The 26,894-nt window shown below is 56.6% G+C and carries 22 protein-coding genes and 1 tRNA gene; 5 read left to right on the top strand and 18 right to left on the bottom strand.

Annotated elements, in window-relative coordinates; genetic code table 11:
- Nucleotides 1–377: 377 nt before the first annotated feature.
- From DNK06_RS24115 to DNK06_RS24075, 9 genes are all read right to left on the bottom strand, one after another.
- Complete coding sequence (locus DNK06_RS24115; protein WP_131182497.1) at nucleotides 378–1,163, bottom strand: HpcH/HpaI aldolase family protein; 786 nt, start codon at nucleotides 1,161–1,163, stop codon at nucleotides 378–380.
- Between the two features lie 9 nt (nucleotides 1,164–1,172).
- Nucleotides 1,173–1,976: a carbon-nitrogen hydrolase family protein gene (locus DNK06_RS24110; RefSeq protein ID WP_131182496.1), complete on the bottom strand. Its 804-nt coding sequence runs from the start codon at nucleotides 1,974–1,976 to the stop codon at nucleotides 1,173–1,175.
- A gap of 73 nt (nucleotides 1,977–2,049) precedes the next feature.
- On the bottom strand, nucleotides 2,050–3,048 hold the full coding sequence (locus tag DNK06_RS24105; protein ID WP_131182495.1) for a TRAP transporter substrate-binding protein: 999 nt from the start codon (nucleotides 3,046–3,048) through the stop codon (nucleotides 2,050–2,052).
- 27 nt (nucleotides 3,049–3,075) lie between these two features.
- Nucleotides 3,076–4,359 (bottom strand): TRAP transporter large permease, encoded by a 1,284-nt coding sequence (locus tag DNK06_RS24100; RefSeq protein ID WP_131182494.1) that lies wholly within the window; start codon nucleotides 4,357–4,359, stop codon nucleotides 3,076–3,078.
- Nucleotides 4,359–4,898 (bottom strand): TRAP transporter small permease, encoded by a 540-nt coding sequence (locus tag DNK06_RS24095; RefSeq protein ID WP_131182493.1) that lies wholly within the window; start codon nucleotides 4,896–4,898, stop codon nucleotides 4,359–4,361. Before DNK06_RS24095 ends, DNK06_RS24100 begins: the two co-directional genes overlap by 1 nt.
- Before the next feature lie 537 nt (nucleotides 4,899–5,435).
- The gene (locus DNK06_RS24090) at nucleotides 5,436–6,716 is read right to left on the bottom strand and encodes a TRAP transporter large permease (RefSeq protein ID WP_131182492.1); all 1,281 of its coding nucleotides are present in this window, start codon (nucleotides 6,714–6,716) and stop codon (nucleotides 5,436–5,438) included.
- Complete coding sequence (locus DNK06_RS24085; protein WP_131182491.1) at nucleotides 6,717–7,325, bottom strand: TRAP transporter small permease subunit; 609 nt, start codon at nucleotides 7,323–7,325, stop codon at nucleotides 6,717–6,719. It lies immediately after the preceding gene.
- 71 nt (nucleotides 7,326–7,396) lie between these two features.
- Nucleotides 7,397–8,452 carry a TRAP transporter substrate-binding protein gene (locus DNK06_RS24080; RefSeq protein ID WP_131182490.1) on the bottom strand — a complete coding sequence of 352 codons (1,056 nt, stop codon included), beginning with the start codon at nucleotides 8,450–8,452 and terminating at the stop codon, nucleotides 7,397–7,399.
- 131 nt (nucleotides 8,453–8,583) lie between these two features.
- Nucleotides 8,584–9,255 carry an RraA family protein gene (locus DNK06_RS24075; RefSeq protein WP_131182489.1) on the bottom strand — a complete coding sequence of 224 codons (672 nt, stop codon included), beginning with the start codon at nucleotides 9,253–9,255 and terminating at the stop codon, nucleotides 8,584–8,586.
- Nucleotides 9,256–9,363: 108 nt separating this feature from the next.
- Here DNK06_RS24075 and DNK06_RS24070 point away from each other — a divergent pair, with 108 nt between their 5' ends.
- Nucleotides 9,364–10,284, top strand: a complete 921-nt coding sequence (locus DNK06_RS24070) for a LysR family transcriptional regulator (RefSeq protein WP_131182488.1) — start codon at nucleotides 9,364–9,366, stop codon at nucleotides 10,282–10,284.
- Nucleotides 10,285–11,116: 832 nt separating this feature from the next.
- Here the strand turns inward: DNK06_RS24070 and DNK06_RS24065 are convergent.
- From DNK06_RS24065 to DNK06_RS24045, 5 genes are all read right to left on the bottom strand, one after another.
- Complete coding sequence (locus DNK06_RS24065) at nucleotides 11,117–12,733, bottom strand: type I restriction-modification system subunit M (RefSeq protein WP_131182487.1); 1,617 nt, start codon at nucleotides 12,731–12,733, stop codon at nucleotides 11,117–11,119.
- Complete coding sequence (locus DNK06_RS24060) at nucleotides 12,730–13,914, bottom strand: ATP-binding protein (protein WP_131182486.1); 1,185 nt, start codon at nucleotides 13,912–13,914, stop codon at nucleotides 12,730–12,732. Before DNK06_RS24060 ends, DNK06_RS24065 begins: the two co-directional genes overlap by 4 nt.
- Nucleotides 13,911–15,128: a restriction endonuclease subunit S gene (locus DNK06_RS24055; RefSeq protein ID WP_207390041.1), complete on the bottom strand. Its 1,218-nt coding sequence runs from the start codon at nucleotides 15,126–15,128 to the stop codon at nucleotides 13,911–13,913. Before DNK06_RS24055 ends, DNK06_RS24060 begins: the two co-directional genes overlap by 4 nt.
- Nucleotides 15,121–18,114, bottom strand: coding sequence for a type I restriction endonuclease subunit R (locus DNK06_RS24050; RefSeq protein ID WP_131182484.1), 2,994 nt, complete (start codon nucleotides 18,112–18,114; stop codon nucleotides 15,121–15,123). Before DNK06_RS24050 ends, DNK06_RS24055 begins: the two co-directional genes overlap by 8 nt.
- A 259-nt stretch (nucleotides 18,115–18,373) precedes the next feature.
- A complete protein-coding gene (locus DNK06_RS24045) occupies nucleotides 18,374–18,622 on the bottom strand; it encodes a helix-turn-helix domain-containing protein (RefSeq protein ID WP_131182483.1) in 249 nt (82 codons plus the stop codon).
- A gap of 111 nt (nucleotides 18,623–18,733) precedes the next feature.
- Between DNK06_RS24045 and DNK06_RS24040 the strand changes: the two genes are divergently transcribed.
- Nucleotides 18,734–19,261: a hypothetical protein gene (locus DNK06_RS24040; protein WP_242674767.1), complete on the top strand. Its 528-nt coding sequence runs from the start codon at nucleotides 18,734–18,736 to the stop codon at nucleotides 19,259–19,261.
- Between the two features lie 962 nt (nucleotides 19,262–20,223).
- On the opposite strand, the gene trfA is transcribed toward DNK06_RS24040, so the two are convergent.
- Both trfA and DNK06_RS24030 read right to left on the bottom strand, forming a co-directional pair.
- The gene (trfA, locus tag DNK06_RS24035) at nucleotides 20,224–21,168 is read right to left on the bottom strand and encodes a plasmid replication initiator TrfA (RefSeq protein ID WP_242674768.1); all 945 of its coding nucleotides are present in this window, start codon (nucleotides 21,166–21,168) and stop codon (nucleotides 20,224–20,226) included.
- 68 nt (nucleotides 21,169–21,236) lie between these two features.
- Entirely contained in the window at nucleotides 21,237–21,542 is a 306-nt protein-coding gene (locus DNK06_RS24030) for a helix-turn-helix transcriptional regulator (protein ID WP_131182481.1), read from the bottom strand.
- 108 nt (nucleotides 21,543–21,650) lie between these two features.
- On the opposite strand from DNK06_RS24030, the gene DNK06_RS24025 reads away from it, so the two are divergent.
- Nucleotides 21,651–22,238 carry a hypothetical protein gene (locus DNK06_RS24025; RefSeq protein ID WP_131182480.1) on the top strand — a complete coding sequence of 196 codons (588 nt, stop codon included), beginning with the start codon at nucleotides 21,651–21,653 and terminating at the stop codon, nucleotides 22,236–22,238.
- A 3-nt stretch (nucleotides 22,239–22,241) separates the two neighbouring features.
- Here DNK06_RS24025 and DNK06_RS24020 read toward each other — a convergent pair whose 3' ends face one another.
- Together DNK06_RS24020 and DNK06_RS24015 are read right to left on the bottom strand one after the other, a co-directional pair.
- Entirely contained in the window at nucleotides 22,242–23,315 is a 1,074-nt protein-coding gene (locus DNK06_RS24020) for a site-specific integrase (RefSeq protein WP_131182479.1), read from the bottom strand.
- Between the two features lie 114 nt (nucleotides 23,316–23,429).
- A tRNA-Arg gene (locus DNK06_RS24015) sits at nucleotides 23,430–23,506 on the bottom strand.
- 352 nt (nucleotides 23,507–23,858) lie between these two features.
- Here DNK06_RS24015 and gabD point away from each other — a divergent pair.
- Together gabD and gabT are read left to right on the top strand one after the other, a co-directional pair.
- Entirely contained in the window at nucleotides 23,859–25,307 is a 1,449-nt protein-coding gene (gene gabD, locus DNK06_RS24010) for an NADP-dependent succinate-semialdehyde dehydrogenase (RefSeq protein WP_131182478.1), read from the top strand.
- Nucleotides 25,308–25,456: 149 nt separating this feature from the next.
- Nucleotides 25,457–26,737, top strand: coding sequence for a 4-aminobutyrate--2-oxoglutarate transaminase (gabT, locus tag DNK06_RS24005; RefSeq protein ID WP_131182477.1), 1,281 nt, complete (start codon nucleotides 25,457–25,459; stop codon nucleotides 26,735–26,737).
- Nucleotides 26,738–26,894 lie beyond the last annotated feature (157 nt).

The raw sequence follows: 26,894 nt of genomic DNA, 5'->3' as shown, positions 1-26,894 counted from the left end.
AAAGGCCGCAGGCAGGCAGGGAGCGAGCGTGTGCGGGCAAGCTACAGGTCGCACGCCGGAGTCGGCTTGCCGGCGAGGCTCTTGAACCGCGGCTCGCCGGCAAGGCTAGGCGCCCCCGCAGCTCCTAACCCAGGCTACGGAAGAAGCAACCGTACGGCCTTAGCGTGGTGGTGGGCTCGTGGTGGAAGGGTGGAAGGGTGGAGCGTCTTCCACCCTACGGATGCCCTGGGATGGCTCTGTAGCCTGGGTTAGCCGAAGGCGTAACCCGGGGCAGCAGATCCGTCCACGCGCTGAGTGCAACGATGCCTTGTAATTTCCAGGCTCAACAACGACGAAGCCCGCATATAGCGGGCTTCGTCGTTTGGTGGTTTGATCAGTTACTGCAGCTGTTCCTTGACCGCAGCGATGCTGCGCCCAGCCTGGTTGAGCCAGGACAGGTCACTGCCCATAAGCAACATGTCGCTGCCCATCTCGATCAGGCGCTTTGCGGTTTCGCCGTCGGCCGGGAAGCAAGGCACCATGACCTGGATCGAGCGTGCGTGGCATTTCTCGATCAGCAGCTCCAGGCGTTGCAGCACTTCGGGATTGCCAAGGCGATAGTCGACTGGCAAATGGCGCGACAGCGAGTAGTCGGCCGGGCCGAAGTGCACAGCGTCGATGCCTTCAACGTCGAGGATCTCGTCGATGTTGTCGAAGAACTCGTAGCTCTCCGCCATCGGTACGATTACCGTGCGATCGTTCTCCGCCTTTGTATAATTACCCCAGTCGAAGTTCGGCCCCGCGTAGTTGGCTGAGCGTACCGAGCTGTCTCCACCGCGGCGGCCCATGGGCGGGAATTTGCTGTAGCGGATGATGGTGCGCATCTGCTCGGCATCGTGAACCTGCGGAATGATCACCCCCGATGCGCCCATTTCCAGCGCCTTGCGAATGTCCCACTCAAGGGTGCCGCGTACGCGCACCAGACTATGGATGCCGGAGCACTTGGCCGCCAGGATGAGCTTTTCCATGTCGCGGTCGACACCCAGCGAGGTGTGCTCTGCATCGATGAAAACGAAATCCAGACCCCAGTTTCCCGCGACCTCGATGGCCATCGACGAAGTGCCGTAGATGTTCATGCCATAGGTGTGCGAGCGGGCCATCAACTGTTTGAGCGTGCTGGTCATCAGGTCACCTCAGATGCGGTAGGTATCGGGCAGGCGATCGCGGAAAGGATGCACTTCGAACACGCCGGGTTCACGGATCAGCGACTTGTTGCGGGCCTTCTCCACATCGATCTCGACGGTGAATGCACCATCTTCCGCACCAGCACGTACCAGCGTCTTGCCGGACGGCTCGATGATGTGGCTCATGCCGATGAATTGCATGCCGCCGTCCATGTCGTTACGGTTCGGGGCCACGAAGTAGACGATGTTCTCGGCTGCCCGCACGGTGCTGAAGATGTCCGGCAGCATGCGCGCCTGCTCTGGCCAGGCAGCCGGCAGCACGACGATGTCGGCGCCTTCCAGGGCCAGGGTACGCACCACTTCCGGAAAGCGGATCTCATAACAGATGGCTATGCCGATACGACCGATCTCGGTATCGAATACCGGCGGCGTCCACTCTTCCGGCGTGTCGGTGAAACGGTCACCGATCATGAACGGCAGGTGGCGCTTGCGGTGCAGACCGACGATGCCTTCAGGGCCGATCAGCGCTGCAGTGTTGAAGATGGCGTCAGGGCGGCGCTCGTAGAAGCCGGCGATGATATAGATGCCCGTCTCCGCGCTCACGGCCAGCAAAGGGGCCAGCGCCTCGACCTCGATAGCGCCACGTTCCAGATCGTCACGGCTGTCGAAAGAGCCGCCGGTGAGCAGGCATTCTGGAAAAGCGATCAGGCGCGAACCTTCGCGGGCTGTCTGGCGCGAGACTTCGGCGACTTTCTCGATGGTCTGGGTCGGGTTGCCGGGAATGGGGTGTATCTGCGCAACCGAAATTTTCATGGGTTTCCTCTTTTACTGGCAGAGCGCGCCCGAGTGGCCTGGCGCGCTTGTTCGTGCAGCGACGCTGCGGTGCTTATGGCTGGGGGATGTCCATGGCTTCGTAAACTTTCTTCACGAGCTCCGGGTTGATCTTGGCAGCGTACTTTTCGATGACCGGACGGATTTTTTCCTGAATGCGGGCGACTTCTTCATCCGGCACTTCGTTGACCTGCATACCTGAGGCTTCCAGCTCAGCGATGGCCTTGCTGTCGGCTTCGCGGGAGATCTGCCGCTGCTCGAGGCGCACCTCCATGGCCACGTCGCTGAGCAGTTTCTTCTCGTCGTCGTTGAGCTTGTCCCAGAAGGTTTTGCCGATCAGGACGATCTGCGGGTTGTAGTTGTGATGCGTGAGGCTCAGGTACTTCTGCACCTCGTTGAACTTGGAAGCGAGGATCAGCGCCGCCGGGTTTTCCTGGCCGTCGACCGTGCCGGTCTCCAGCGCCGTGTGCACTTCGGTGAACGGCAGAGGTGTCGGATTGGCGCCGAGGGCCGACCACGCATCGAGGAACAGCGGCGATTGCTGAGCGCGGATCTTCAGGCCGGCGATGTCTTCGAGCTTCTCAACCGGGCGTTTGTTGTTGGTCAGGTTGCGCACCCCCAGCTCCCAGAACGCCAGGCCGACCAGGTTCTGCTGCGGCAGTTGGTCGGTGAGCATCTTGCCGATTTCACCATCGAGCATGGCGTCGACCTTGGCGGTGTCGGTGTACAGGAATGGGAAGTCGAGGATGCCGAAGTCGGTGACGTGGTTGAGCATCAGCCCGGCGTTCCAGGTCATCATCTCGATGACCCCACCCTGCAGCGACGACAGCACCTGCACGTCGCCACCCAGCACGCCGTTGGGGAAGGTGCGTACCTTGATCTTGCTGCCACTACGCTCGCTGACTTTTTTGGCGAACAGATCCATGCCGATGGCCGGCGGCGTGCCTTTCGGGCTGGTGGCGGCGAATTTGATGGTGTGCGAGTTGTACTCGGCGGCGAAGCTCAGGCTGCTGGCCAGCAGCAATGCAGCGAGTGCGGTCAGTTGCTTTTTCATGGTGGAGTCCTTTTTTGTTGGCTGTTGTTATTTGGCGAACCATTGCGCGGGGACTGTGACCAGATCGGGGAAGGCCACGAGCAGGAACAGCACGATGACTTCGGCGATCAGGAACGGGAAGGTGCCCTTGAGCAGCGCTTCGTAGCGCATTCGTCCGATGCCGCAGACGACGTTGAGCACCGTACCCACGGGCGGGGTAATAAGGCCGATGGAGCAATTGATCATGAACAGCACGCCGAAATAGATCGGGTCGATGCCCGCCGCCGTCACCACCGGCACCAGGATCGGTGCGAGCAGCAATACGGTGGGGGTCAGATCCATGACCATGGAGATCACCAGGATCAGCAGCATCAGCACCAGGATCAGCAGTTTCGGGTTGTCCATCACCGGCGCGATCAGGTCGATGATCTGGCCGGGAATGTCGGCAATGGTGATCATCCAGGCCGGGATCGACGCCGCGGCGACCAGGAACATCACTGCTGCGGTGGTCTTGCCGGCACGCAACAACAGCTCGCTTAGATCCTTCAGGTTCAGTTCGCGGTACACCAGTGCGGAAACCAGCAGGGCATAGACGCTGGCCACGGCGCCCGCTTCGGTCGGCGTCACCACGCCGAAGCGCAGGCCGACGACGATGATCACCGGCAGCATCAGCGCCCAGATGCTGTCGACAAAGGCCTTGGCGCGCTCCTTACCGGATGCCTTGGGGCTCAATTTCACGTCGGTGTCGCGGCGCGATACCAGCCACCAGGCCACGCACAGCGCCAGGGCGATCATCAGCCCTGGAGCGATGCCGGCGAGGAACAGCTTGGTGATCGACAGGCCGGAAGCCACGCCCAGCACCACGAAGCCGATGCTCGGCGGGATGATCGAGCCGAGCACCGAGACCGAGGCGATCAGGCCACCGGAGCGGTTCTTGTTGTAGCCGGCGATGACCATCATCGGCAGCAGCAGCGCGGTCAGCGAAGCTGCGTCGGCCAGTGCCGAGCCGGACAGGCTGGACAGCAGCACGCCCGCGAAGATAGTCACGTAACCGAGGCCGCCACGCAGGTGGCCAACCATGGCGATGGCCAGGTTAATGATGCGTTTGGACAGCCCGCCGCTGTTCATCACCTCACCGGCGATGATGAACAGCGGAATGGCCAGCAGAGGGAAGCTGCCGGCGGAGTTGATGATGTTCTGCGCGATGATCTGGCCATCGAACAGCCCCAGCAGCCACATCAGTGCAACGCCACAGAGAATCAGGGCGTAGGCGATGGGTGCGCCGATGAGGATGGCGGCCATCAGCACGCCGACGAAGACGGTGAGGGCCATTACTTCAGTACCCCAGGTTGGGTGGTGGGTGCGACGTGGATGTCGGGTTCGGCGGTCTGTGGGTTGTAGCTACCCGCCGGTTTTCTCAGGTTGTCGATCATCTGCAGGGTGATCAGCGCTGCGCTGAGCACCGAGAACACCAGCCCTGCACCATAGAACAGCGCCATGGACACGCCAGTCGATGGCGCCCCGACATGCAGGTTGATCAGCGTCTGCTTCCAGCTGCCCTCCAGGAATAGCCAGGTGACGTAGAGCATCAGTACCTGGGTGAGCAGCAGCAGGTATTTGCCGACGGTTGGCGATACGCGACTGGTCACGATGTCGACGCCGATATGGCCGTTCTCGTGGAGCATCAGCTGGGCCCCGGCGAACACCAGCCAGACGAATGCCAGCCGCGAGATCTCCTCGCTGAAGAACAGTCCGGAGTTGAAGCCGTAGCGCAGTACGACGTTGAAGAAGATCAACAGGGTGATACAGACCAGGCTGGAAACGATCAGTACTTTCAGCGCGGCGAAGTAGATAGTCAGAATGCTTTTCACGGTGCTCTCTCCAGTAAATGGGCAGATGAGCGAAGTAAGGAAGTTGCTTGGTAATTGTTTTCGGCACTCGTGGAAGTGTCCGGCACGGCAGCGTTGGCCGTGGTGGAATAGGCGGGCATGTATCACCTTTTTGTTATTAGTCGTATGTTGTCATACGCGGTGGTTGATTCTTTTCTGATTGCCCTCGAGTGTCAACGGAACTGCCGAAAGAGTCGGATTCAATGTTTTTATTAGGCTGATAAAAACGGCAGATGCCTGTGCTTTTTGCACTTCAATAGCGCGCACGCACCAATAAAAATCGCGATTTTACGCATTATTATCTTGCAACTATCAGCAGCATATAAACGGACAGGCAGCCGAGCGCCGCCGCGGGCCAAGCGGCTTGTGGTGCCTGCGCTGCGGCGTCCGGCAGAATTTCTGCTCGGCGCCGTCAGATGAAGTGGTGAACATTGCAAATTCTTTTGCGCAGTGTTTTATCTGGTCTGCATATTTAATTAATTTTGATCGTTCCAATGTGCAGGGTACGCATCGATAACATCATGCGAATTGTGGAAGCCAAAGTGCAAGTTGCGGAAACAGGATCAATAGCGCGATAAGCAAGAGCAGAACCAGGCAGAACGGCAGCGCCCCATAGATGACATCCATGAAGTTGCCTTTATTGCGAATACTCTGCACCACGAACAGATTCATGCCGAACGGCGGTGTTATCTGCCCCATCTCGCAGAGCACGATCAGGATCACCCCGAACCACAACGGGTCGAAACCCAGCGCCACGACCACCGGCACCACCAGCGGCGCGGTGGTGATCAGCATCGCCAGGGTGTCCATGAAGCAGCCGAGGACGATGTAGAACAGGATGATCGCCAGCAGCGTGGCCATCGGTGACATATCCAGGTCGGTGACGAAGCTGACCAGCGTGGGCGTCAGGCCGATGGCCGACAGCACGAAGTTGAGGAAGAACGCCGACAGGGTGATGAAGATGATCATTCCGCTGGTGCGCATGGTGGATTCGAACGCCTGGCCCAGGTTCTGCCAGGTGAAGTTACGGCGCCACAGGCCGAGGCCGAACGCTGCCAGCACACCGAGTGCCGCTGACTCACTGGCGGTGGCGAAACCGCTGTAGATGGCGCCGACCACCAGCACGAAGATCGCCAGCGGCGGCAGCAGGTCGGGAATGCTCGCCAGGCGTTCGGCCCAGGTGGCGTGCTGTCGGGTGCCGCCGAGCTTCGGCCAGATCATGCAGGTGATCACGATCATCGCCACGAACATCACGCAGAGCAGCAGGCCGGGGATGGTCGCTGCCAGATAGAGCTTGGGTACTGAGATATTGGCGATCAAGGCGAACAGGATCATGTTGATCGAGGGCGGAATCAGGATACCCAGGGTGCCGCCCGCCGCGATCGAGCCGAGGAACAGCGGTGCCGGGTAGCCTTTGCGTTCCTGTTCCGGCAGGGCGATGGTCGAAATGGTCGCCGCCGTGGCCACGCTGGAGCCGCTGGTGGCGGAGAACAGCGCCGAGGCACCGATATTCGAGTTCATCAGGCCGCCTGGCAGCCACGACAGCCACTTGTCGGCAGCGCTGTACATGCGCCCGGCCACGCCCGAGCAGACCAGCAACTCGCCCATCAGGATGTATAGCGGAATGGCCACCAGCAGGAATTCGGCGCCGGTGCTCCAGGCGATTTCGCCCATGGCGTTGCTCAGTGGCAGCGCCGAGAACAGCTCGGCCAGCGACATGCCCAGCAGGCCAACGCTGACCGCTGCGGCCACGCTCAGGCCGAGCAGGCCCAGCAGTACGACAAGCGTAAAAACCAACATCTAGCGGCCCTCCCTGGTGATGTCGTGAGGATGGCCGGAGTGCGATTCTTCTTCGATCTCCTCCTCGACGGAGTTGATGCCGATCAGTGCGTTGGCCGCCGCCCAGCGTTGCTGACGCAGCTGAATCACGCTGTTGTAGGCCAGCACCAGAATGGTGGTGGCGAAGAACAGGTACCCGGCGAACCACAGTGACTGGGGAATCCACTGCGGCACCTGCAGCGGCGTGGTGGAAATCGAGCGATAGGCGATGGAATCCCACAGCACCCCGCCGACATGGAACAGCAGCGTGCCGACGAACAGCGCCATGCCGGCCAGTGCCAGCAGATCGAGGCCGACCTTGGGCTTGAGCGACAGGCGCGAGTAGATGATGTCCACGCGCAGGTGGGAACGCTTGAGCAGCGCGATGGGGAACGCCCAGGCGCTGACGATGGCCAGTACGTAACCAGCGATCTCGTCGGCGCCGCCCATGGAAAAGCCGAACAGGCGGCGCAGCAGCAGGTCGATGCTGATCATCAGGGCCGAGCCCATCAGCGCGATGCCGCCCACCCAGGCACTGACCTTGGCGATGCGATTGATGAGCCGCAGGCTCGAAGTATTGGTTCGTTGCATGAGCAGGTTTCTCCGCGAACGGTTGGAGGTCAGCGCGGCAAGCGCTGCATCGGGCGAGGCCTTCGCTGTGCTCAGGGATCTTTCAGGCTGATGCCAATCGCCTTGCCCGCCGTGGCATTCCACTGCTGCACGCAGTCGGCGCCGCACCGCGTGCCCCAGTCATTGGCGATGCGCAGCACCACGGCGCGCAGTTTGGCGCGCTCCTCGTCGCTGGGCGCATTGGCCTGCATGTCGGCAGGGTGGTGAATCTGGCAGTCGGCCGCACCGGTGTTGCAGGCCAGCGCATAGCGGTTCTCCCTGGCGGTTTCCGTCCACAGGGCATCCTCCAGCACCTGAGCCTGGGTCTGCAGCAGTTGCTGCACGTGAGGGGAGAGCTGTTGCCAGCGCTGCAGGCCCATGGCGTAGAAGCCGATCGACCAGTCCACCGGCAGGTCGTAGACATGGCTCGCCACGTCGTACCACTTGGCGGCATTGCCCGAGCCCATGCCGGTTACCGCGCAGTCGATGACGCCGGTCTGCATGGCCGTGACCACCTCGGCAAAGGGCAGCGTGACCGGCGAGCCGCCGAGTGCGCCGACCATGTCGGCCATGTTGCGGCCTCGTACCCGGACTTTGCGGCCCTTGAGATCGTCCAGGCTATTCACGGCATCGCGGCAGAAGAACACCTGCGCGGTATAGGGCACGGTCGCCAGCAGCTTGGCGCCGTGGCGTTCGGCCATGCGTGCCTCCAGCACCGGCTTGTAGGCATTGGCGATCTTGCGCGAGGTGTCGATGTCGGCCGCCATGCCGGGCAGGTCGATGCCCTCGAAGGCCGCATCGTCGCCCGCCACGAAGGCGAACACACCCATGCCGATCTCGACCGCGCCGGAGCGCAGCACGCGAACCATCTCCGGCCCCTTGAGGCCACTTTCCGACAGGCCCATCAGGCGTGCAGTGACCTTGCCGCCCGAACTGGCGGGCAGGGTTTCATTCCAGAACGGGCGCTCGACGGCGCGAAAGGTGTAGTTGTGGCTACCGCCACCGACCACATTGAAATGGATGGACGACGCATCGTCCGCGAGCGCGCTGGCGCCAATCGAGCAGCCCAGCGCAGCCAGGATCACCCTGGGGAGCGAGTACAGTTTCATGGTAGTCCTGTTGTTCTTTTGGGGGAGCTACGGGGCAGAAACCTGATGAAAGTGCAGCGGGTCAGTATTGGTATTGTCGTGGTGCCTGACCTTGCGCGCAGTGATGCCGGTCTATCGGTGGAACTGCGGTATCAGCGTGCTTTGCCGATGGCCGCGTCGATCAGCGGGCGCGAGCCCACCACGTCGGGAAACTTCTCACCCTGAGCCAGGTGCGCCAGGGTGTGCTTCTCGTTTTCCTGGAACTCGATGGCACGGCGGGCGAGGGTCAGTGCCTGGGCGGGCGGCAGAATGACGATGCCGTTCTCGTCGGCGATCACCGCATCACCCGGCCGAACTACGACGCCACCACACTGCACCGCGGTACAGAATTCGCCTTCCTCGCCTTTCACCCGCGTGGTGATGGCGCTGGCGCCCCATGACCAGACCGGTACGCCATGCTGACGAATCTCGCCCAGGTCGGTGACGTAACCGTCGATGACGATCCCGGCGATGCCCGCCTGCTTGGCGGCATAGGCCATGGCGCCACCCATGGCAGCGGTCACGCTCTCGCCGCAGCGGTCGACGACCAGAAAATCACCAGGCCTCGCGCAACCCATCGCGTAATGTAAGATCCCGCCGTCGGCGCCCGGCATTTTCACCGTGACCGCCGTACCGACGATGCGTACATTTTCGAAGTGCGCTCTTATTTTCGGGTTCAATATGCCGGTAGTAATGAAATGCCCGATAGTGGCAGGCTCGGCTCGTAAAAGAACGGAAAGTTCTTCTGGATTAATCGCGTCGGGGAGTGCTTCGATAATATACATGCGCTATTTAATTATTCGTTTTGGGCAAGAGATTTAACTCGATCCTAACAGGCATGTTTTTGTGGCGATAATAAAAATCAGCGAACAGAGAAGGGGAAGATTTTTATCATGCGAATTACCCTGATGCAGATCGAGGCCTTCTACTGGACTGCCCGATTGGGCGGTGTACATGCTGCATCACGCCATCTTCACCTCACTCAGCCGGCCATTTCCTCGCGGATTCGGGAGATGGAATCGCTGCTCAGCGTGAAGCTGTTCGACCGTAGCAAGCAGCGTATGACGCTCACCGCCGATGGCCATATCGCCTTGCGCCACGCCGAACTGGCGCTCAACAGCAGCGTGAAGCTCGAGCAGTTCGCCGCCAAGCAGAAGCAGCACCGCAGGCTGCGCCTCGGCGCCGACGAATGCTCGGCGATGGTCGGCCTGACCGCCGTGATCGCCGAGATCAAGGCGCACTTTCCCGAGATCACCCTGGAAATCACCATTGACGTCGGCGCGGTGCTCAACCGCAAGCTCAACGACCATGAGCTCGACCTGGCGCTGCTCACCAACCCCGCCACCCGTGAGGACGTCACCGATATCTTCATCGGCTGGATGACCTTCCAGTGGGTCGCCTCGCCACAACTGGGCATCGACGCCGATCCCTTCCTGCCGGAGCACGCCGCCGGCCACCCCATCGTCAGCCACTCCGCCCCCTCGACCCTGTATTCAGTCGTCGAAAACTGGCTGAAAGGCGGCAATGCACCCTCGGAAGCCTTTCACTCCAGCAACTCGCTGAGCTTCATGGCCAAGCTGGTCTCGGCCGGCCACGCCATCGGCATCCTACCCGTGCCGTTGATCCGCGAAATGCTCGCCCTGAACCTGCTGAAAACCCTGCCCTGCGACCCACCTATCCCGCCGGCCCGATTCTGTCTTTCCTATATGACGGAAATGCCCGATATGCAGATCGATGCGCTGGTCGCGATTACCCGTGAGACGTTATTGCGGCAGAAGTTTCTGGAGGGGGCAGATGCTATTGATGTGGATTGAAATGCCGCATGACGATAAACACGTTACTGTTTTGGAAAATTTACCTACCGTGCATTTCCGATAACTATATAGAAGATAATGGGCTGGGCAGAAACTGTTGATTTCGATAAGTGCTTTTGTCGGTAGGTGAGTGCGAAATCTAATCTTGCAGACGCTGTTATTTCCGGTTTTTGGGATTAGCTGCCTATACGGCAGCTCAGAAAGTAGTGATGCCAGCAGAGGGCATCGACGGTGTCTTCTCTGCCGCAACAGACAACTCAGAAAACGGACAGCGCGAGTCGGGTGGTAAGTGAAGGTTTCAACGCCGTAGCTGTCGGTAATCCAAGCTTTCGGGGCTAAGCGGGTGACAGCTGGGGGATCTAAACGAAAAAGGCCCAGGTTTTCACCTGAGCCTTCTATCTTTGTCTGTCTGGCGCACCAGGCGGGATTCGAACCCACGACCCCTGCCTTCGGAGTCCTAAAAGTCGACGTTTAGAATCAATACGTTAGCGCTGATTAGCTGGAAAATCAAAGGGTTGCCGTAGCGGGTGTTAGCGTGTTTTCGCCCCGGTTAGCGGGGCGAGTGTGGCAAATTTGTGGCATCACTCGTTGCAAAAACCTGCTGCGTAATCACATCGTATTTGGCCGTCGAATTGCTTCACCGTCCAATCAATGGCATTCGTGCTGACCACCGTTTGCAAACGGATTGGCCAATATTCGCCGAGGCGGTGACTGGCAGAGAACGGTCCAAGCCCTCCGGTCGCGGCAAGCTGCAATCGGTCCGACGGCTCAGTACGGGGTGTCGTGGGAGCTGGAGACTAGATAGTTCCAGCTACACGACTATGCATTTTGACTAAATCGGCGACAGTCCCAAAACTTTTAGAAAGGCATTGTGAGTCTCAGCCGCTTTTGCAGCACGTTTTTCGATCTCCTTCAATTCCGTATTCACCGCCTGTAAATCAATTTCTTCCTCTGACGTGGCGGTGCTGACGTAACGGGAAATATTCAGGTTGAAACCATTCTTCTTGATCTCGTCCATCGACACTCGCCTGGAGTAGCGAACTTCTTCATTACGGAATTGGTAGGTGCTGACGATCTTGTCGATGTGTTCCGGCAACAGACGGTTTTGCCGTTTACCCTTTTCGAAATTGCCTTCAGAGCTGGCGTTAATAAACAGCACGTCATCCGGCTTTTTGCATCGCTTCAAAACAAGAATGCAGACAGGGATGCCAGTCGAAAAAAACAGGTTGGCCGGCAGTCCTATAACGGTGTCGATATGGCCGCCCTTGAGTAACTTGGTGCGGATGCGCTCTTCCGCACCGCCACGGAACAGCACGCCGTGGGGCAGGATAATCGCCATCACACCGCTGTCACTTAGGAAGTGAAAACCGTGCAGCAGAAAGGCGAAATCGGCTGCGGACTTTGGAGCAAGGCCATAATTTTTGAAACGAAAATTCTCGCCCAATGCTTCGTTGGGTTCCCAGCGATAGCTGAAGGGCGGATTGGCGACCACTGCGTCGAATTGCAGCTTTTTGGCCGGATTCATTTCATTGAGGATGTCCCAATCGTTGAGCAGAGAATCGCCGTGGTGTATCTCGAACTCGGTATCCTTCACCCCATGCAACAGCATGTTCATGCGCGCCAGGTTGTAGGTGGTTATGTTTTTTTCCTGCCCGTAAATCTTGCCGGCTGTACCGCCCTCTTTACGAAGCTGCTTGCGCACATTCAGCAGTAGCGAGCCGGAGCCACAGGCGAAGTCCAGCACCTTGTTCAGTTTTTTCTTTTTGCCGTTGGCCGGTTCTTGACTGTCCAGTGTGACGATTTCGGAAAGAATTGTGGAAACTTGCTGCGGGGTGTAGAACTCGCCTGCCTTTTTGCCGGAGCCTGCGGCAAATTCCCCGATAAGGTACTCATAAGCATCGCCCAGAATATCTGTGTCGGTACTGAATTTAGAAATGCCTTCGGCGATCTTCTGAATGATGGTGCAGAGCTTGGAATTACGATCTGCTGGTTTTTTGCCCAGCTTCTCGGAGTGCAGGTTTATTTCCGAAAACAGCCCTTGGAAGGTACTCTCAAATGATTTTTCCTCGATATATTTGAAACCCTTCCACAAGGTATCCAGCAGATCGGCATGGTGCGTACGCGCCATCTCAGCAACGCTGCTCCAGAGAAATTGCGGTTCGATCACATAATGCACCTTGAGGCGCATTTGCTTTTCAAAGTCTTCGGTATCTTCGGTGTACTTTTCGTACCAAATTGCCAGCGGTGCGCGCCTGTCTCCCGCTTGCGGTATGGGATAGTCTTTGCCCAGTTCCTTTTTTGCCGCCATCTCGTAGTTGTCAGAAAGGTAGCGCAAAAACAGGAACGACAGCATATAGTCGCGAAAGTCGTCAGCATTCATCGCCCCGCGCAACTGGTCGGCAATATCCCAGAGCGTTTTACCGAGCTGGTTAAGTTGTTCTTTGGTCATAGTGTTGCCACGGTTGTGGACCCACCGAGAATTTCCGGCAGATCGAATTTAAAATGATTGATGAAGCTGTTGAGAATCTGGCGGAAGAGAACTTGGTTGTCTTCACCCATTAGAGTTGGTTCGTGAATGGCGTATTTGCCGTGGCTGAGTAGGTTGAGGATACGGTTGAAAAGCGCCCTATTCTCGTCGTCATCGAGGGCCTTTAGGCAAAAAGAGATATCCGAATGACCAAAAAAGGCAGCGGTCTTCTCCATGATGCTTCGCAGCGCGTTGAAGTGGAACGTGTAGAGAGTGCCGGTGCCAGGCTCGGCTGCTTTTTGTAGTTCGACGAGCGAAGCAACATGGTGAAAGAAAGGCGTATCCTCAGTGGCGCGCAAGGTGTATCTACCCTCGCTGTTGGGACGATGTAGGAAGTAGCGCTTGTGTCTCACACTGGGTTCCCCTTCCTTCGACCTGCCGATCTCGTTGCACATGACATTGAAAAAGAGTGAGTGGTGGGAGGAAAAGATGACCCTAATGGGGGCAGAGACGTCATTCTCGTCTTTACGGTTGGTGGCACGGCGAAGGAGTATGGCGAGATCGCAGGCAACAGCGATGGCATTATTGTCGTCGAGGGAAGAAATCGGGTCGTCAATGTAAAGGTACTTCACCCACTGATAAGATTCGTGGCCGTCAAGAATGCGCTCACAAATGGCCATGAAGAGACACCAAATAAAGATTTTTTCCTCACCTCGGGATATTTTTATATTAGCCTCCCCCTCCTTGCTGAAACTTACAAAACTGGGTTTAGAAAAAGTCTCACCCCCTTGCTGAACTTCTTTGTATTCAATATCGAAATCGAAATCAGCATAGCACTTGAGGTATTCATCTATTGTTGGCTCAAGGCCTAAGTTGGTAAATCCATCAAAAAATCTTGAGTTGTAGTTTACTTTCAAGCCGCGAGTTGAGTCATTCTCGAGGTCGTTCTCCCATATAAACAAGTCTTCGGTAAAGGCGTTAAAATAAAGTGTATCGGCATTGCCATTATTTCTACGCTTGCCGCGATCTTTGAATGCCATGGAGAGTCGAGTTTTTCCGGTGCGGTTATAAGCATAAAGAAGAAGCAACTCCTTGTTGTTTAAGTCGTCGCGTAGCCGGGTAACTAGTTTGCTCAAATCCTGGTAGGTATGAAGTCCATTCATAAGTCGCTAAGCTCGGGATTAGGGAAGAGCTGCTGCATCAAACCTTTTTTATGAGCCTTAAGGCTGTCGAGTTTTTTGGATTGAGCGGTGATGAGTCCGTCGATGGAGATCAGGCAATTGGCAACTTTTTGTTGCTCATTAATGGATGGGGCTGGTATGCATAGTTCTTTAAAGTATGACAGTCCAATGGTTTTAATGGCGTTTCCAGCAGCAATCATTTCAAAAGTTGGCTTCAAAGTTTGCAAGACGTAGTACAGGAACCAGTTTGATAATTTGGATTCATCACAAGTCCAAGCAATAAAATGCTGGCTTACAGCCATTGCTGAGTGCAGTACAGCACTTTTCCCCACGCCAGCGTCACGGCTAAGAATTACAGTGCCCGCGGGATGAAGTACAGCGGATGAATTCTCAATCCCTTCCTTCGAAATCTCAATTTCGGTGCTATATATGTATCGATTATCAAGTCTTTTCGAATCGGCAAGCGACACCCATTTAATTCCGCCATTGTAATAGCTGGGCGTTTGTTTGTTTGGTGTATGTCCAGAGCCTCTTTTTGCTAACCCTTCGAGTTTCTGCAATTTCCACCCGCCTTTATCCCTAAACTCAGGAAAGCGGAGTTTAGGCACGGTTTCACCTACGGCGGGGAAAAGTTGCTGAACTAGCCCTTTTTTATGGGCCTTGAGGAATAAGAGTTTTTGGGATTGGGCGGTGATTAACTCATCGACGGAGGTGAGGCAGTCGGCGATTTTTTGCTGTTCACCTGTATCTTGATCTGGATAAGCGATTTTCCTTTCTTTAAGAGTAGAGAAATGTCTTTTATACTGCTCCATCACTAGCGGTCTGAACTGGAGGCTTTGATACAAGAACTCTGTTTGAATAGAGTTGTTCGGCTTAATTATCTTGATTCCATCTGCTCCTTGAGCAAATGGCTGGTTCGCCAGTTTTAGTATGCAAGTATGGTCGCCGAAAATAATAAGCGGCAATTGATCATCGATGATCGCGGCGGCATCATTTGTCCAGCCGCTAATATAGCTTTGAGATTGGTCAATAATAGGTATCAGGCCATTTGATAAATAATCAGTTGTTAGCAGCCTTTTAGGCGGGGTAATCGTAGAGATTAAATCGCCCAATTTTTTTACCTCCCATTCCCCTTTATCCCGAAACTCAGGAAAGCGTAGTTCCGGTACTAAGCCCATGTTCTCTCGCTTACTCATATGCATTCAACCCCGAAATCTCACGCCCGCCTGCGAGTTTTTGCAGATAAGGCAGCAGGTCTTCCATCAACGCCAATTCGGCCTCACGTCGTGCTTTCCAACCCAGCCCTAGCGGCGCAAGCAGGTCGGTAAGCTGTTCGCCGTCGAAGATCATGCGGCCCATGATGTCATCGACGAAGGCTTGCAGCGCTGCGGTTTGCAGGCCGTGCGTATCGGCGAGGTTGGCCAGATCTGCGGCGGCCTTTTGCGCCTTGAACGCCTGATAGCCTGAGCGGATCTCTTTTTCATTGAGTGCTTCTCCGGCTTGCAGGCTGTTGATATAGGCGATGATCTCTTCGCGCTCTTCCATCAGGTTGGCGTTGGCGCTGATCAGCTCAATGAGCTGGACGCGGGTCATCTTCTGCTTGCCGGTCTTCTGGGTGGATTTGGCAATCAGCCCTATGATGTAGTCGTAGTCGATGAGGCTGGAGGCGAATAGCACCAGGTCGAATTCCAGTTGCTCCACCTCTGGAGAGGTTTCATCGCCTCTGCCTTGCTTGCGCTTGAGCTCCAGAGCGGTGTCGAGGTACATGGCCTTGAAGCCGCGCAGAGTGTCGGTTGGCAGTTTTTGCTCGATGATCTCTTTGCTCTGGTCATCAAGGTCGGTGTATTGCTCTAGCTGGGTCTTGAGCTTTTGGACTTCTTTAAAATGGTTGATGAATTCCGCCTTAGCGGTATCGCCCTTGAGGTTGACCACTTGCGATGGTTCACAAGGCAGCCCCTTGCCGGCCATAAAGGTTTCTAGCTCGTCTACGGCTGCTTGATACTGTTCCACTACCTTAGGGGCGGGGTCGACCAGCCATATTTCCCGCGCCCGGTCGATGGCCGCCCCGGAAAACAGTTCGATGGCGTCGTCTACTTCGCTTTCCTGATAGCGAAAATCGAGAATATTGCCCCAGGGCTTGCTGTCATTGAGCACGCGATTGGTGCGTGAAAAGGCCTGAATCAGACCGTGGTGTTTGAGGCTTTTATCCACGTACAGGGTGTTTAGGTATTTGGAGTCGAAGCCAGTGAGCAGCATATCCACCACAATGGTGATATCGATCTTGTTTTTGCGTGGGTAGTCGGCGTTGCTGTACTTCTGATCCTTGATGCGCTGCTGTACGTCCTGATAGTAAAGGTCGAATTCGTTGATGGTGTGGTTGCTGCCGTATTGGCAGTTGTAATCGTCAATGATGGTCTTGAGCGCGGCCTTCTTTTTCTCCGGCTCTTGCTTGTTGTCTTCCTTTTCCTGCACAAGGTCTTCTTGTAGCTGCTGCACGTCCTTGTTGCCTTCTGCCGGTGGAGAGAAGACGCAGGCGATGTGAAGAGGCTCGAAGGTTTCATCTTCGGCCAGCTTTTTTGCCTGCATGGTTTTAAATAGCTCGTAGTATTCAATGGCGTTGTTGATGGAGGCCGTGGCCAGTATCGCGTTGAAGCGGCGTTGGTTGGTGGCGCTGTCGTGCTTTTGCAGTATTGCGTTGATCACAGCTTCGGGCGGCGGTGTTTGCCCCTTTTTAGGCTTTTTATCCCCCTCCTTACCGAAGTAATCGATGTGGAAACTCAACACGTTTTTGTCATCGATGGCGTGGGTGATGGTGTAGGCGTGCAGCTCTTTTTCGAAGATGTCTTTGGTGGTTTTGAAGGAGCCGACATTGCAATCGAACTGCTGGTAGGTGGCGTTTTCATCAAAGATGGGTGTGCCGGTAAAGCCGAACAGTTGCGCCTTGGGGAAAAATTCTTTGATGGCCTTGTGGTTCTCGCCGAACTGGGAGCGGTGGCATTCGTCGAAGATAAAAACGACACGCTTGTCGCGCAGAGGTTCGAGGCGTTCCTTGTAGGTTTGTTTGCCTTCTTTTTGTTTTGCCTTATTGCGTTTGCTGTTTTCGTCCAGCGCTAGGCCCAGCTTCTGGATAGTGGTGACGATCACCTTGTCGGCGTAGTCGTCTGAGAGCATGCGGCGCACCATCGCTTCGGTGTTGGTGTTGTGCTCGACGCAGCCCTCCTGGAATTTGTTGAATTCGTCGCGGGTCTGGCGATCGAGGTCTTTGCGGTCGACCACGAACATGCATTTTTCGATGTCGGGGTTGTCTTTCAGCAGGGTGGAGGCCTTGAACGAGGTGAGCGTCTTACCGCTGCCGGTGGTGTGCCAGATATAGCCGTTGCCGCGATTTTGGTGGATACATTCAACAATGGCTTTGACCGCATAGATTTGATACGGGCGCATGATGAGGATTTTTTGCTCGCTCTGCACCAGAACCATATAGCGACTGATCAGGCGGCCCAGTCTGCACTTTTCGAGGAAGTCGTCGGCAAAGTCATGTAGGTGAGCGATTTTGTTGTTTTTATCGTCGGCGTGCTGGTAGATGGGCAAAAAGCGTTCTTCGGCGTTAAAGCTGAAGTGCTGGTTACGGTTGTTGGCAAAGTAGCGAGTGTCGCTTTCGTTGCTGACGATGAATAACTGCATGAAACAAAGCAGTGAGTTGGTGTAGCCGTTGCCGGGATCATTTTTGTAGTCGACGATCTGCTCCATGGCGCGGCGTGGGCTGATTTGCAGCGTTTTCAGCTCGATTTGCACCATCGGTAAGCCGTTGATCAGGATGATGATGTCGTAGCGGTGGTGGCTGTTGTCGCTATTGATGCGCAGCTGGTTGATGACCTCAAACTCGTTTTTGCACCAGTCCCGGATATTCACCAGCATGTATTCGAGCGGGGTGCCGTCCTCGCGGGTGAATTTGCCCTTCTCGCGCAAGGCCTGTGCGGCCGTGAACACATCGGCGGTGATGATCTCGTCGCGCAAACGGGCGAATTCGGCGTCCGTGAGATTGACACGGTTTAAGGCCTCAAATTTCTTGCGAAAGTTTTGCTCAAGCGTGGCCTTGTCGCGTATGTCACCGCGGGGGGTATATTTAAGATCGGTTAACTTGGCGATCAGGCGTTTTTCGATCTGATTTTCTTTTTGCGTCATCTTGCCAACTCGATTCACTCAATATCTGGTTATTGTGACCCACACGCTATGGCAACGGGAGTCGTCTGGGCACATATCGTACGTTGAGGCGGTTGCAGCCTATTAAAGTGGGGCATCGGCTCTGCGCGGCTTTAATGCGCAGCGTTCGATGGGCCGTAGGGCCAGCCACATCAACGCTGAGCTTCGCGTTCGATGCGCCGGCCGGACTGGACTCGGTAGCCTTGCTACCACCCTCAGATGCCAATGGCGGCTGCATACATCACTTTGCACCGAGAGCTTGTTCATAAGCTTTGGAAAAGCTAGCCAAGTCAGTTCCTAGCACCAGACATAGATCGCGCAATTGCACGATATCCAACCTTCTCACTCCCCGCTCAATGTCACTCATGAAGGATTGCGGCCTCCCTAGCGCTGCAGAGCATTCGGCCTGAGTCAAGCCAGACTCAATGCGCAGTCGCTTGAGATGCTGAAGAAAAACCTCGTATTCGGGCCTGTAGATAGCCTTGGTCATTGCCGCATATCCGTAGGGGGCGGCTTGCCAAGCTATATCTGCTTTTAAGATATCTGATTTTCAGATAACTTTGCGTCGCTCACTACACGAGGACGAAGAATGAGATCGTTAATGGATATCTTGCGGGTGCTTTGGGCTGTCGGGTGCATACCGATTGGACTGCTGCTCCTGGTTGTCATAGTGCTTTGTGGGTTCAACCTAGCATTTTTTCTAGGCATGAGCGGCGGCGCTGATCCTGTCGTTCGCTGGCTTTTCTGGATTTTGGTCTTGTATTTTTTAGGGGGGATTTGGCTTTTTAGGCGAATTGATCAGCATTATTCCCAGAAGCTGAAAAAGCTAGCTGCACAATTCCAAGCCCAAGGCTTCCGACCGCAGGTAGAGATATTTGCGAAGATGAACGATGCCTACCTAGGCATTGACGGGTCAGCACGTAGCCTGCTGGCCTACCCCGTCCATGGTGCAGAGCATTTCTTTCCACTAGATGAAATCGTCTCTTGGCGGATTGTTCCTGTCGGAAAGCGTAACCACCGCCTAGAGATGCTGACTCGCAACGTTCAGGTGCCCGTATTCAGCATCGTACTGAGGCCGTCCGAAGTATCTGCCACAGAGGCTAGGTTGGCAGCGGCATTCGACGCCTAGAACCAGTGCATTCGAGAAATTGTGCTAACGGTGCCCATCCCTTGTCATCTTCATTAGCGTGCGGGGTCTCGGGGCTTGCCCTGAGCTGAGGTGGTAGGCAAAGCAAGGGAGTGAAACGACTGCGGCATTGCCGGTTGTACTCCTGCCATTCATGGCGGGAGTACAAACCCTACCTTGTCCAGCATGAACCCTCTGCATCGACATATGACGCAGAGAGAAGCTTGCGAAAGCGTTAGGTTCAGATCTGCAAGCGAGAAATACAGCGAACCTCGAACATGAGTTACCTCGGAATATGACCCGCGTAACCAACAACAAACGGATGGATGCGAAGCTCTAGTACGAACGGATCGGAGAACGATTTAGGGATATTTTTGAGCTCCGAAACGGAATGAATGATAGCGTCCAATCATGCACCTCCAGAGGGATATCTAATGGGCCCGCCTCGCCAATCCGATAGCAGTTACGAAGAGATCGCGGAGAACAAACGTATCAATCGTGAACAGTTGATACGGTTTATCAGGGAAGGGCCTCCAGACGTCGTCGCTGCGGATGCAGAGCGGCTCCGTGAGGCAATGCGTAAAAAGCCTGGAGAGGGTAAGCGTCGGCGAATTGAGGCACCTGCTTTCAGTAAGCCAGACAAGTAGGTCTGCTTTCTGACGGCAAAGCCAGCACTGGTAGCAGAAAGGAGTGAGTTGTCACTCAATCATCGGCATATTTGGTTGCCAAGATACCGCGATCTCAAGGGAGCACCCCTGCGACTCGGGTTGCCATCTGATTAACTACGGATTAGTAAAGGATTAGTGCTTCCTCCCCGAATGGCCCAAGCTCCGGCGGTATCTGGTCTTGAGCTTTGCGCGGACCATAGGTCACCTACCTGCTGGAACGGGTTCGCCTACTCGTTCGAACGGCAAGCGCTACTCGCCGGAACGGCAAGACCTACCCGCTGGGACGGTATTTTTCTGCTACTTCCGAGGCTTCTGCGGGCTCTTCAGAAGGTGTCGTTGTTGGGATTTGCTGGGTTGTTTCGCGACAGCTACGAGACCACCGTGAATGCCATAGCTGAATGACTCGCCATGAGCCTTACAGGCAGAGCTCAGCGCATCGAGGGCGCGGCGCAATGTTTGGGCGAATTTCCAGGTTTCGTTTGCCTCACTCCCGCATAGTTGATGCAGAGTGGCCACCTTAATCGGGAAGGGTTGGGCATGACTCGAATAGAAGCCATGCAGCCATTGAGCAAGAGGTTGACCTTCCAGGGCAGAGCGAATGTCCCAGTCCACATAGGTAAACCCGTTACTTGGAAACAGCACAGTCAGTTTCGTGTCTAGTATCACGACATACTCGGCGGTCGCCTCATCCTTGTACGCTTCTTTGATCAGGCTCCCCATATAGGTGAAATTATTTTGGGTGATCTCTACAGCGGATGCTTTCAGTCGCAATAACCTTCTGTGCAGCAATATCCGATTTTTGCCTGTGTCAGTCTTGCCCATGAATTTAAGCATGGCGTAAGCCGTGAAGCGGCACTGCGCCAGCTGCTGCAATCGGGCGAGATGCAAGACGCTCTCCCAAACAGTCAAGTCGCCTTGGTCGAGACGGAACCCGGTGTAATAGATTTCCAGCCTATCGAGGGATGTAACATGCTCTCGTTCAAGATAGTTCCGGCTGCCCTTTTTGATCGCCCCAAACAATGCCGACCGTAAAGCTGCATTTGGCACACCACGTACTTTCTCGGGCCATGGCTTTATTTGGCGAGCCTTAGTGGCTGATGTGTTTTGGGGCTGTCCCTGCTTCTTCGATGCCGCTTTAGCCTCAAGCTTGGCGGCAATGGCTGGCGCGCCTCTCCCCATTGCAGAGGCACCTGAAGAGCCTTGAGATATTGGCTTGATCTCAGGCCCACAACCGAAGTCCACTGTTTAGCTCCGGCCTGAGCGCGCTGATCTGTCTGGAACATGCAGAGCAACAGCGAGTGTCAGAGCGCTCACTTACGGCGCTCCACCTGTTCCTTCTTGGTTGGGCGACCAGCTCGATTTAAGGTCGTGGTTGCCACTGCTGCCAGTTTTGCTGAGGTTGAAAGGTATTGAGGGCCAGAGCGCATCCACTGGCGCAGGTCTCCCAAACGCCAGCGCAAGCGTGAGAGGCCTGGTACGGGTTCAAGCCCGGGTAATTTTCGCTGCCGAACGGTCAGGATGCTGAAGCCGGTTAGGGCGGCCACCTCGGCAACACCGATCAGCACGTCATCGCCGAGCTTCTGAATTTTCTGGATGGTTTCGTAATCGATGCTCATGGTCGCTGTCGCCTTGATGCTTTAAAGGCTTCCAGTTTTCGGCAGTGCTGAGCTGGACAACTAGGACGCCTTTTTGACAGACGCGGTTGTTAGCCAAAGAATGCGTACATGCAGCCATTCGACACACCCGATTTAGATATCGAACCTCATGAGGCTTTCGAGCTCGTTATTTGCGAGTTGCACAGTCACGCCGCTACAGGTCGGAAAAATTTCGTCGTACGCGTGCCGCAGGACATGGTGATTTATCTGTTCACGGGGATACTGCGAAAGGCCGATCTATCCAAAGTGGTGCTGGAAAGAGAGCTGTCTGAACTGGGACTGTATGGGTTCAAGGATGCAGATGGCCGCATACTTCGGCGTTACTTGAGCGGTGAAACCCGGATGGCCTGGGAGACCTACCGGAGGCTGGTTTTCTGGGCCCTAGCAAACAAATGGATTAGTGACTGGGTTTTTCGCGATCTATTGCTGAGTGCGAATTTACGCGAGGCGGCTCAGCGCAGCGCTCGTACGCTCCTGAACAAGGTAAAACGCCGAGTGTCTCTGGCCGAGCTGACTCGGGAGCAGATCATCGATTGTTTTAAAGAGAGCTACAGGCAAGTCTTGCAAGAGATTGAGGCGCTGGCCGTGAGTCGAGTGGGCACAGATAGGGACATCAGGGAGCTGGCTCGCTCCCTGGGGCTTGAGTTTCAAGACTGAATGTCAGGCCAACTTGGCAGCTAACTCCTCCGCCGTGATGTTGTAGTAGCGTTTCAGCATGTTGACCTCCCGGTGGCCGGTCACACTGGCCAGCTCGATCAGGTTGGGCAGTTTGGTGGCCAGCCGACAGGTCGCTTCATGGCGCAGGTCATGGAAGCGTAGGTCGAGCAGAAAGCCCTCCTGGGGCGTTACCTGTGCTTTGCCGCAATCATCTAGGTATCGAGTTCTTGCCCTCGTTAAGCCGCGCGTATAGGCCTTCTTAAGCGCGTCAGCAGTAGTGGGAAACACTCGCCCGCAAAGCGACCTAGGCAGCTCCTTCAGCAACTGCGCGGCTTTGGGTGTGAGCGGTAGTGTTCTAGGTAGGCCATTCTTAGTGGAGGGCAAGTGAGCCGTCCGGCGATCTAGGCTTACATGCTTCCACAGCAGCTGGAATAGCTCACCACGGCGCATAGCAGTCTCCAGCGCAAGCTGCACGATGGGGCGTATCCAGGGGTTGTGTGAGGCGTCGGCGTAGGTGCCATCTGCGCGGCGCTCGCAATACTCCAGGGCGGCCAGCAAGTACTCTTCTTCATCCGGTGCCAGGCGTCGGGAGCGCTCGTCGTTGTAGCTCGGTCGGCTGACCATACGAACCGGATTCTCGGCCAGGTGAATGCCCCATTCGCGGCGCGCTACTTCCAGCACGCATTGAAACAGCGCTAACTCACGTTTGACCGTATTGCCCTTGCGGATCTTCAAGCGTTCGTCACGGTAGCGTGCAAAATCGGAAGAGGTGAGGGTGGCGACGATTCGAGTAGCCAGTGGATGACGCTTCAACGCTTCGAGACGTTTGATTTCGGAATAAGCACCTTTGTGCTTCGGGGCTACCTCGGAAATATAGCGATCAATCAGCTCATGAAAGGCGGTGCGTTCTGCCTCGACGCGGGAGACGAAAATACCCCGATCGATTTCGCTTTCGATCATGCGGGCCCAGGCTTGGGCGTCGGCTTTTGTTTCGAAGGTTTTGCGCTGGGCTGGATAGCCTTTACGGCGAATTTGCGCTTCCCACTGATACTCGCCGCGATTCCTGATTGTTGCCATTTCGACCATTCCCGCCACGTTCAAGTGTGGCAAATTTGTGGCAAAAACGACTTTCAGGACTAGGACAGGTTTCTGTCTGAAGCGCTAACCCCTTGATGGATAAGGGGAAAAGGATGGCGCACCAGGCGGGATTCGAACCCACGACCCCTGCCTTCGGAGGGCAGTACTCTATCCAGCTGAGCTACTGGTGCGTTGCGGGGCGCAATCATACGCATGTCGCTGGCGTGCGTCCATGCTGCTGGCGGGCTTGTTCGGCGGGTAGGGAAGGCTGGCTTCGGCTATAAAGAAAGCCTGTTCGAGCGCCAGTGATCGGCTGGTCTGTTAATTTTCTTGAACGGACTATTGCCCTTTAACCCTTCTGATCTTAGGATCTGTTTGATATTTAAAACGATGGTGTTGGCCAAGCTGAACTCTGGGCGTCACCCTCCGTTCGAACTGCCAGGCAGTAGGTAACCTGTCGCTCCAACCCAACCATACCTGGGTTCGCTCCCAGCTTCTTTCGTCATCTCCTGGCACCGTGGTGCCAGGATAGAGGAGACCGCCATGCAACTGAAAGACGCCCAACTGTTCCGCCAGCAGGCTTTCATCGACGGCGCCTGGGCTGATGCCGACAGCGGACAGACCATCAAGGTCAACAATCCAGCCACTGGCGAGATCGTTGGTAATGTACCGAAGATGGGCGCGGCCGAGACTCGCCGTGCCATCGAAGCGGCTGACAAGGCGTTGCCGGCATGGCGTGCCCTGACTGCCAAGGAGCGTTCCGCCAAGCTGCGCCGCTGGTACGAACTGATGCTGGAAAACCAGGACGATCTGGCTCGCCTGATGACCATCGAGCAGGGCAAACCGCTGGCCGAGGCCAAGGGCGAAATCGCCTACGCGGCGTCCTTTATCGAGTGGTTCGCCGAAGAAGCCAAGCGCATCTATGGCGACACCATCCCGGGTCACCAGGCCGACAAGCGCCTGATCGTGATCAAGCAGCCGATCGGCGTTACCGCGGCCATCACCCCGTGGAACTTCCCGGCGGCGATGATCACCCGCAAGGCCGGCCCGGCCCTGGCCGCTGGCTGCACCATGGTGCTCAAGCCGGCTTCGCAGACCCCGTATTCCGCTCTGGCCCTGGCCGAGCTGGCCACCCGTGCCGGCATTCCGGCTGGTGTGTTCAGCGTGGTGACCGGCAGCGCTGGCGACATCGGCAGCGAGCTGACCAGCAACCCGATCGTGCGCAAGCTGTCGTTCACCGGCTCCACCGAAATCGGTCGTCAACTGATGGCCGAGTGTGCCCAGGACATCAAGAAAGTGTCGCTGGAGCTGGGTGGTAACGCGCCCTTCATCGTGTTCGACGATGCTGACCTGGACAAGGCCATCGAAGGCGCGATCATCTCCAAGTACCGCAACAACGGTCAGACTTGCGTGTGCGCCAACCGCATCTACGTGCAGGACGGCGTGTACGACGCCTTCGCCGAGAAGCTCAAGATCGCGGTCGAGAAGCTGAAGATCGGCAACGGCCTGGAAGATGGCACCACCACCGGCCCGTTGATCGACGAGAAGGCCGTGGCCAAGGTCAAGGAGCACATCGAAGACGCCGTTTCCAAAGGCGCCAAGATCCTCTCCGGCGGCAAGACCCACGCCCTGGGCGGTACCTTTTTCGAGCCGACCATTCTGGCCGACGTGCCGAAGAATGCGCTGGTCTCCAAGGACGAAACCTTCGGCCCGCTGGCGCCACTGTTCCGTTTCAAGGACGAAGCCGAAGTGATCGCCATGGCCAACGACACCGAGTTCGGCCTGGCCTCCTATTTCTACGCCCGTGACCTGAGCCGCGTGTTCCGCGTGGCCGAGGCCCTGGAATACGGTATGGTCGGCATCAACACCGGTCTGATCTCCAACGAAGTGGCGCCGTTCGGCGGCATCAAGGCGTCCGGCCTGGGCCGTGAAGGCTCCAAGTACGGCATCGAGGATTACCTGGAAATCAAGTACCTCTGCCTGAGTATCTGATCCACCTGGCGCCGCTTTCCAGCGGCGCCAGTACGTATTTTCCCCTGTATCCCGCAAGGCCCGGCAGTCGATCATCGCATGCTGCCGTGGCTGTATCGGGATGCGTCATCCTTGAACCACACCGACGATGAGCGGTGAATGAGGAAGCCATGAGCAAGACCAACGAATCCCTGCTGCAACGCCGCCAGGCCGCCGTCCCGCGTGGCGTCGGCCAGATCCACCCGATCGTCGCCGAGCGTGCCGAGAACGCCACCGTGTGGGACGTCGAAGGCCGTGAGTACATCGACTTCGCCGGCGGCATCGCCGTTCTGAACACCGGCCACCTGCACCCGAAAGTGGTCGCGGCCGTTCAGGAACAGCTGACCAAGCTGACCCACACCTGCTTCCAGGTGCTGGCGTACGAGCCTTACATCGAGCTGTGCGAAGAAATCGCCAAGCGCGTACCGGGTGATTTCGCCAAGAAAACCCTGTTGGTCACCTCGGGCTCCGAAGCCGTCGAGAACGCCGTGAAGATCGCCCGTGCCGCCACTGGCCGCGCTGGCGTGATCGCCTTCACCGGCGCCTACCATGGCCGTACCATGATGACCCTGTCGCTGACCGGCAAGGTTGCGCCGTACTCCGCCGGCATGGGCCTGATGCCTGCCGGTGTGTATCGCGCCCAGGCACCGTGCGAGCTGCATGGCGTGAGCGAAGACGAGTCCATCGCCAGCATCGAACGCATCTTCAAGAACGATGCCCAGCCTCAGGACATCGCCGCGATCATCATCGAGCCGGTTCAGGGCGAAGGTGGTTTCTACGCCAACTCGCCAGCCTTCATGAAACGTCTGCGTGCCCTGTGCGACCAGCACGGCATCCTGCTGATCGCTGACGAAGTGCAGACCGGCGCTGGTCGTACCGGCACCTTCTTCGCCACCGAGCAACTGGGTGTGATCCCGGATCTGACCACCTTCGCCAAGTCCGTCGGCGGCGGTTTCCCGATCTCCGGCGTCAGCGGCAAGGCCGAGATCATGGACAAGATCGCGCCCGGGGGGCTGGGCGGCACCTATGCCGGTAGCCCGATCGCCTGCGCCGCGGCCCTGGCCGTGCTGAAAGTGTTCGACGAAGAGAAGCTGCTCGACCGTTCCAGTGCCGTGGGCGAGAAGCTCAAGGCCGGCCTGCGCGACATCGCTGCCAAGCACAAGGTGATCGGTGACGTACGTGGTCTGGGTTCGATGATCGCCATCGAACTGTTCGAAGACGGCGACCACAGCAAGCCGGCTGCCGAGCTGACCGGCAAGATCGTCGCCAAGGCGCGCGACAAGGGCCTGATCCTTCTGTCGTGCGGCACCTACTACAACGTGGTGCGCTTCCTGATGCCGGTCACCATCCCGGACGCTCAACTGGAGAAAGGCATCGCCATCGTTGCCGAGTGCTTCGACGAACTCGCCTGAGTTCAGCCTGAACAAGACCCGCCGCTGGCGTAATGCCAGTCAGTTAAGGCATTGACTCCGAGGCTGCGGTAATAGAAACAGGCTCCTGGATTTCCATGAGCCTGTTTTTTTATGTCCATCCAGCAAGCACTCCGGCAGACCGCCGAACTCAATCCAG

Source organism: Phytopseudomonas daroniae (assembly GCF_004327285.1).
Lineage (GTDB): Bacteria > Pseudomonadota > Gammaproteobacteria > Pseudomonadales > Pseudomonadaceae > Aquipseudomonas > Aquipseudomonas daroniae.
This window is presented reverse-complemented; position numbering and strand designations above follow the sequence as displayed.

Excerpts from the sequence above, each read along its gene's own strand:
- DNK06_RS24045 (WP_131182483.1), bottom strand. The coding sequence starts at position 18,622 with ATGACCAAGGCTATCTACAGGCCCGAATACGAGGTTTTTCTTCAGCAT.
- DNK06_RS24105 (WP_131182495.1), bottom strand. The coding sequence starts at position 3,048 with ATGAAAAAGCAACTGACCGCACTCGCTGCATTGCTGCTGGCCAGCAGC.
- DNK06_RS24115 (WP_131182497.1), bottom strand. The coding sequence starts at position 1,163 with ATGACCAGCACGCTCAAACAGTTGATGGCCCGCTCGCACACCTATGGC.
- DNK06_RS24070 (WP_131182488.1), top strand. The coding sequence starts at position 9,364 with ATGCGAATTACCCTGATGCAGATCGAGGCCTTCTACTGGACTGCCCGA.
- DNK06_RS24055 (WP_207390041.1), bottom strand. The coding sequence starts at position 15,128 with ATGAGTAAGCGAGAGAACATGGGCTTAGTACCGGAACTACGCTTTCCT.
- DNK06_RS24050 (WP_131182484.1), bottom strand. The coding sequence starts at position 18,114 with ATGACGCAAAAAGAAAATCAGATCGAAAAACGCCTGATCGCCAAGTTA.
- gabT (WP_131182477.1), top strand. The coding sequence starts at position 25,457 with ATGAGCAAGACCAACGAATCCCTGCTGCAACGCCGCCAGGCCGCCGTC.
- DNK06_RS24085 (WP_131182491.1), bottom strand. The coding sequence starts at position 7,325 with ATGCAACGAACCAATACTTCGAGCCTGCGGCTCATCAATCGCATCGCC.
- DNK06_RS24030 (WP_131182481.1), bottom strand. The coding sequence starts at position 21,542 with ATGAGCATCGATTACGAAACCATCCAGAAAATTCAGAAGCTCGGCGAT.
- DNK06_RS24065 (WP_131182487.1), bottom strand. The coding sequence starts at position 12,733 with ATGACCAAAGAACAACTTAACCAGCTCGGTAAAACGCTCTGGGATATT.
- DNK06_RS24090 (WP_131182492.1), bottom strand. The coding sequence starts at position 6,716 with ATGTTGGTTTTTACGCTTGTCGTACTGCTGGGCCTGCTCGGCCTGAGC.
- DNK06_RS24100 (WP_131182494.1), bottom strand. The coding sequence starts at position 4,359 with ATGGCCCTCACCGTCTTCGTCGGCGTGCTGATGGCCGCCATCCTCATC.
- DNK06_RS24025 (WP_131182480.1), top strand. The coding sequence starts at position 21,651 with ATGCAGCCATTCGACACACCCGATTTAGATATCGAACCTCATGAGGCT.
- DNK06_RS24020 (WP_131182479.1), bottom strand. The coding sequence starts at position 23,315 with ATGGCAACAATCAGGAATCGCGGCGAGTATCAGTGGGAAGCGCAAATT.
- DNK06_RS24110 (WP_131182496.1), bottom strand. The coding sequence starts at position 1,976 with ATGAAAATTTCGGTTGCGCAGATACACCCCATTCCCGGCAACCCGACC.
- DNK06_RS24040 (WP_242674767.1), top strand. The coding sequence starts at position 18,734 with ATGGATATCTTGCGGGTGCTTTGGGCTGTCGGGTGCATACCGATTGGA.
- DNK06_RS24075 (WP_131182489.1), bottom strand. The coding sequence starts at position 9,255 with ATGTATATTATCGAAGCACTCCCCGACGCGATTAATCCAGAAGAACTT.
- DNK06_RS24080 (WP_131182490.1), bottom strand. The coding sequence starts at position 8,452 with ATGAAACTGTACTCGCTCCCCAGGGTGATCCTGGCTGCGCTGGGCTGC.
- gabD (WP_131182478.1), top strand. The coding sequence starts at position 23,859 with ATGCAACTGAAAGACGCCCAACTGTTCCGCCAGCAGGCTTTCATCGAC.
- DNK06_RS24060 (WP_131182486.1), bottom strand. The coding sequence starts at position 13,914 with ATGAATGGACTTCATACCTACCAGGATTTGAGCAAACTAGTTACCCGG.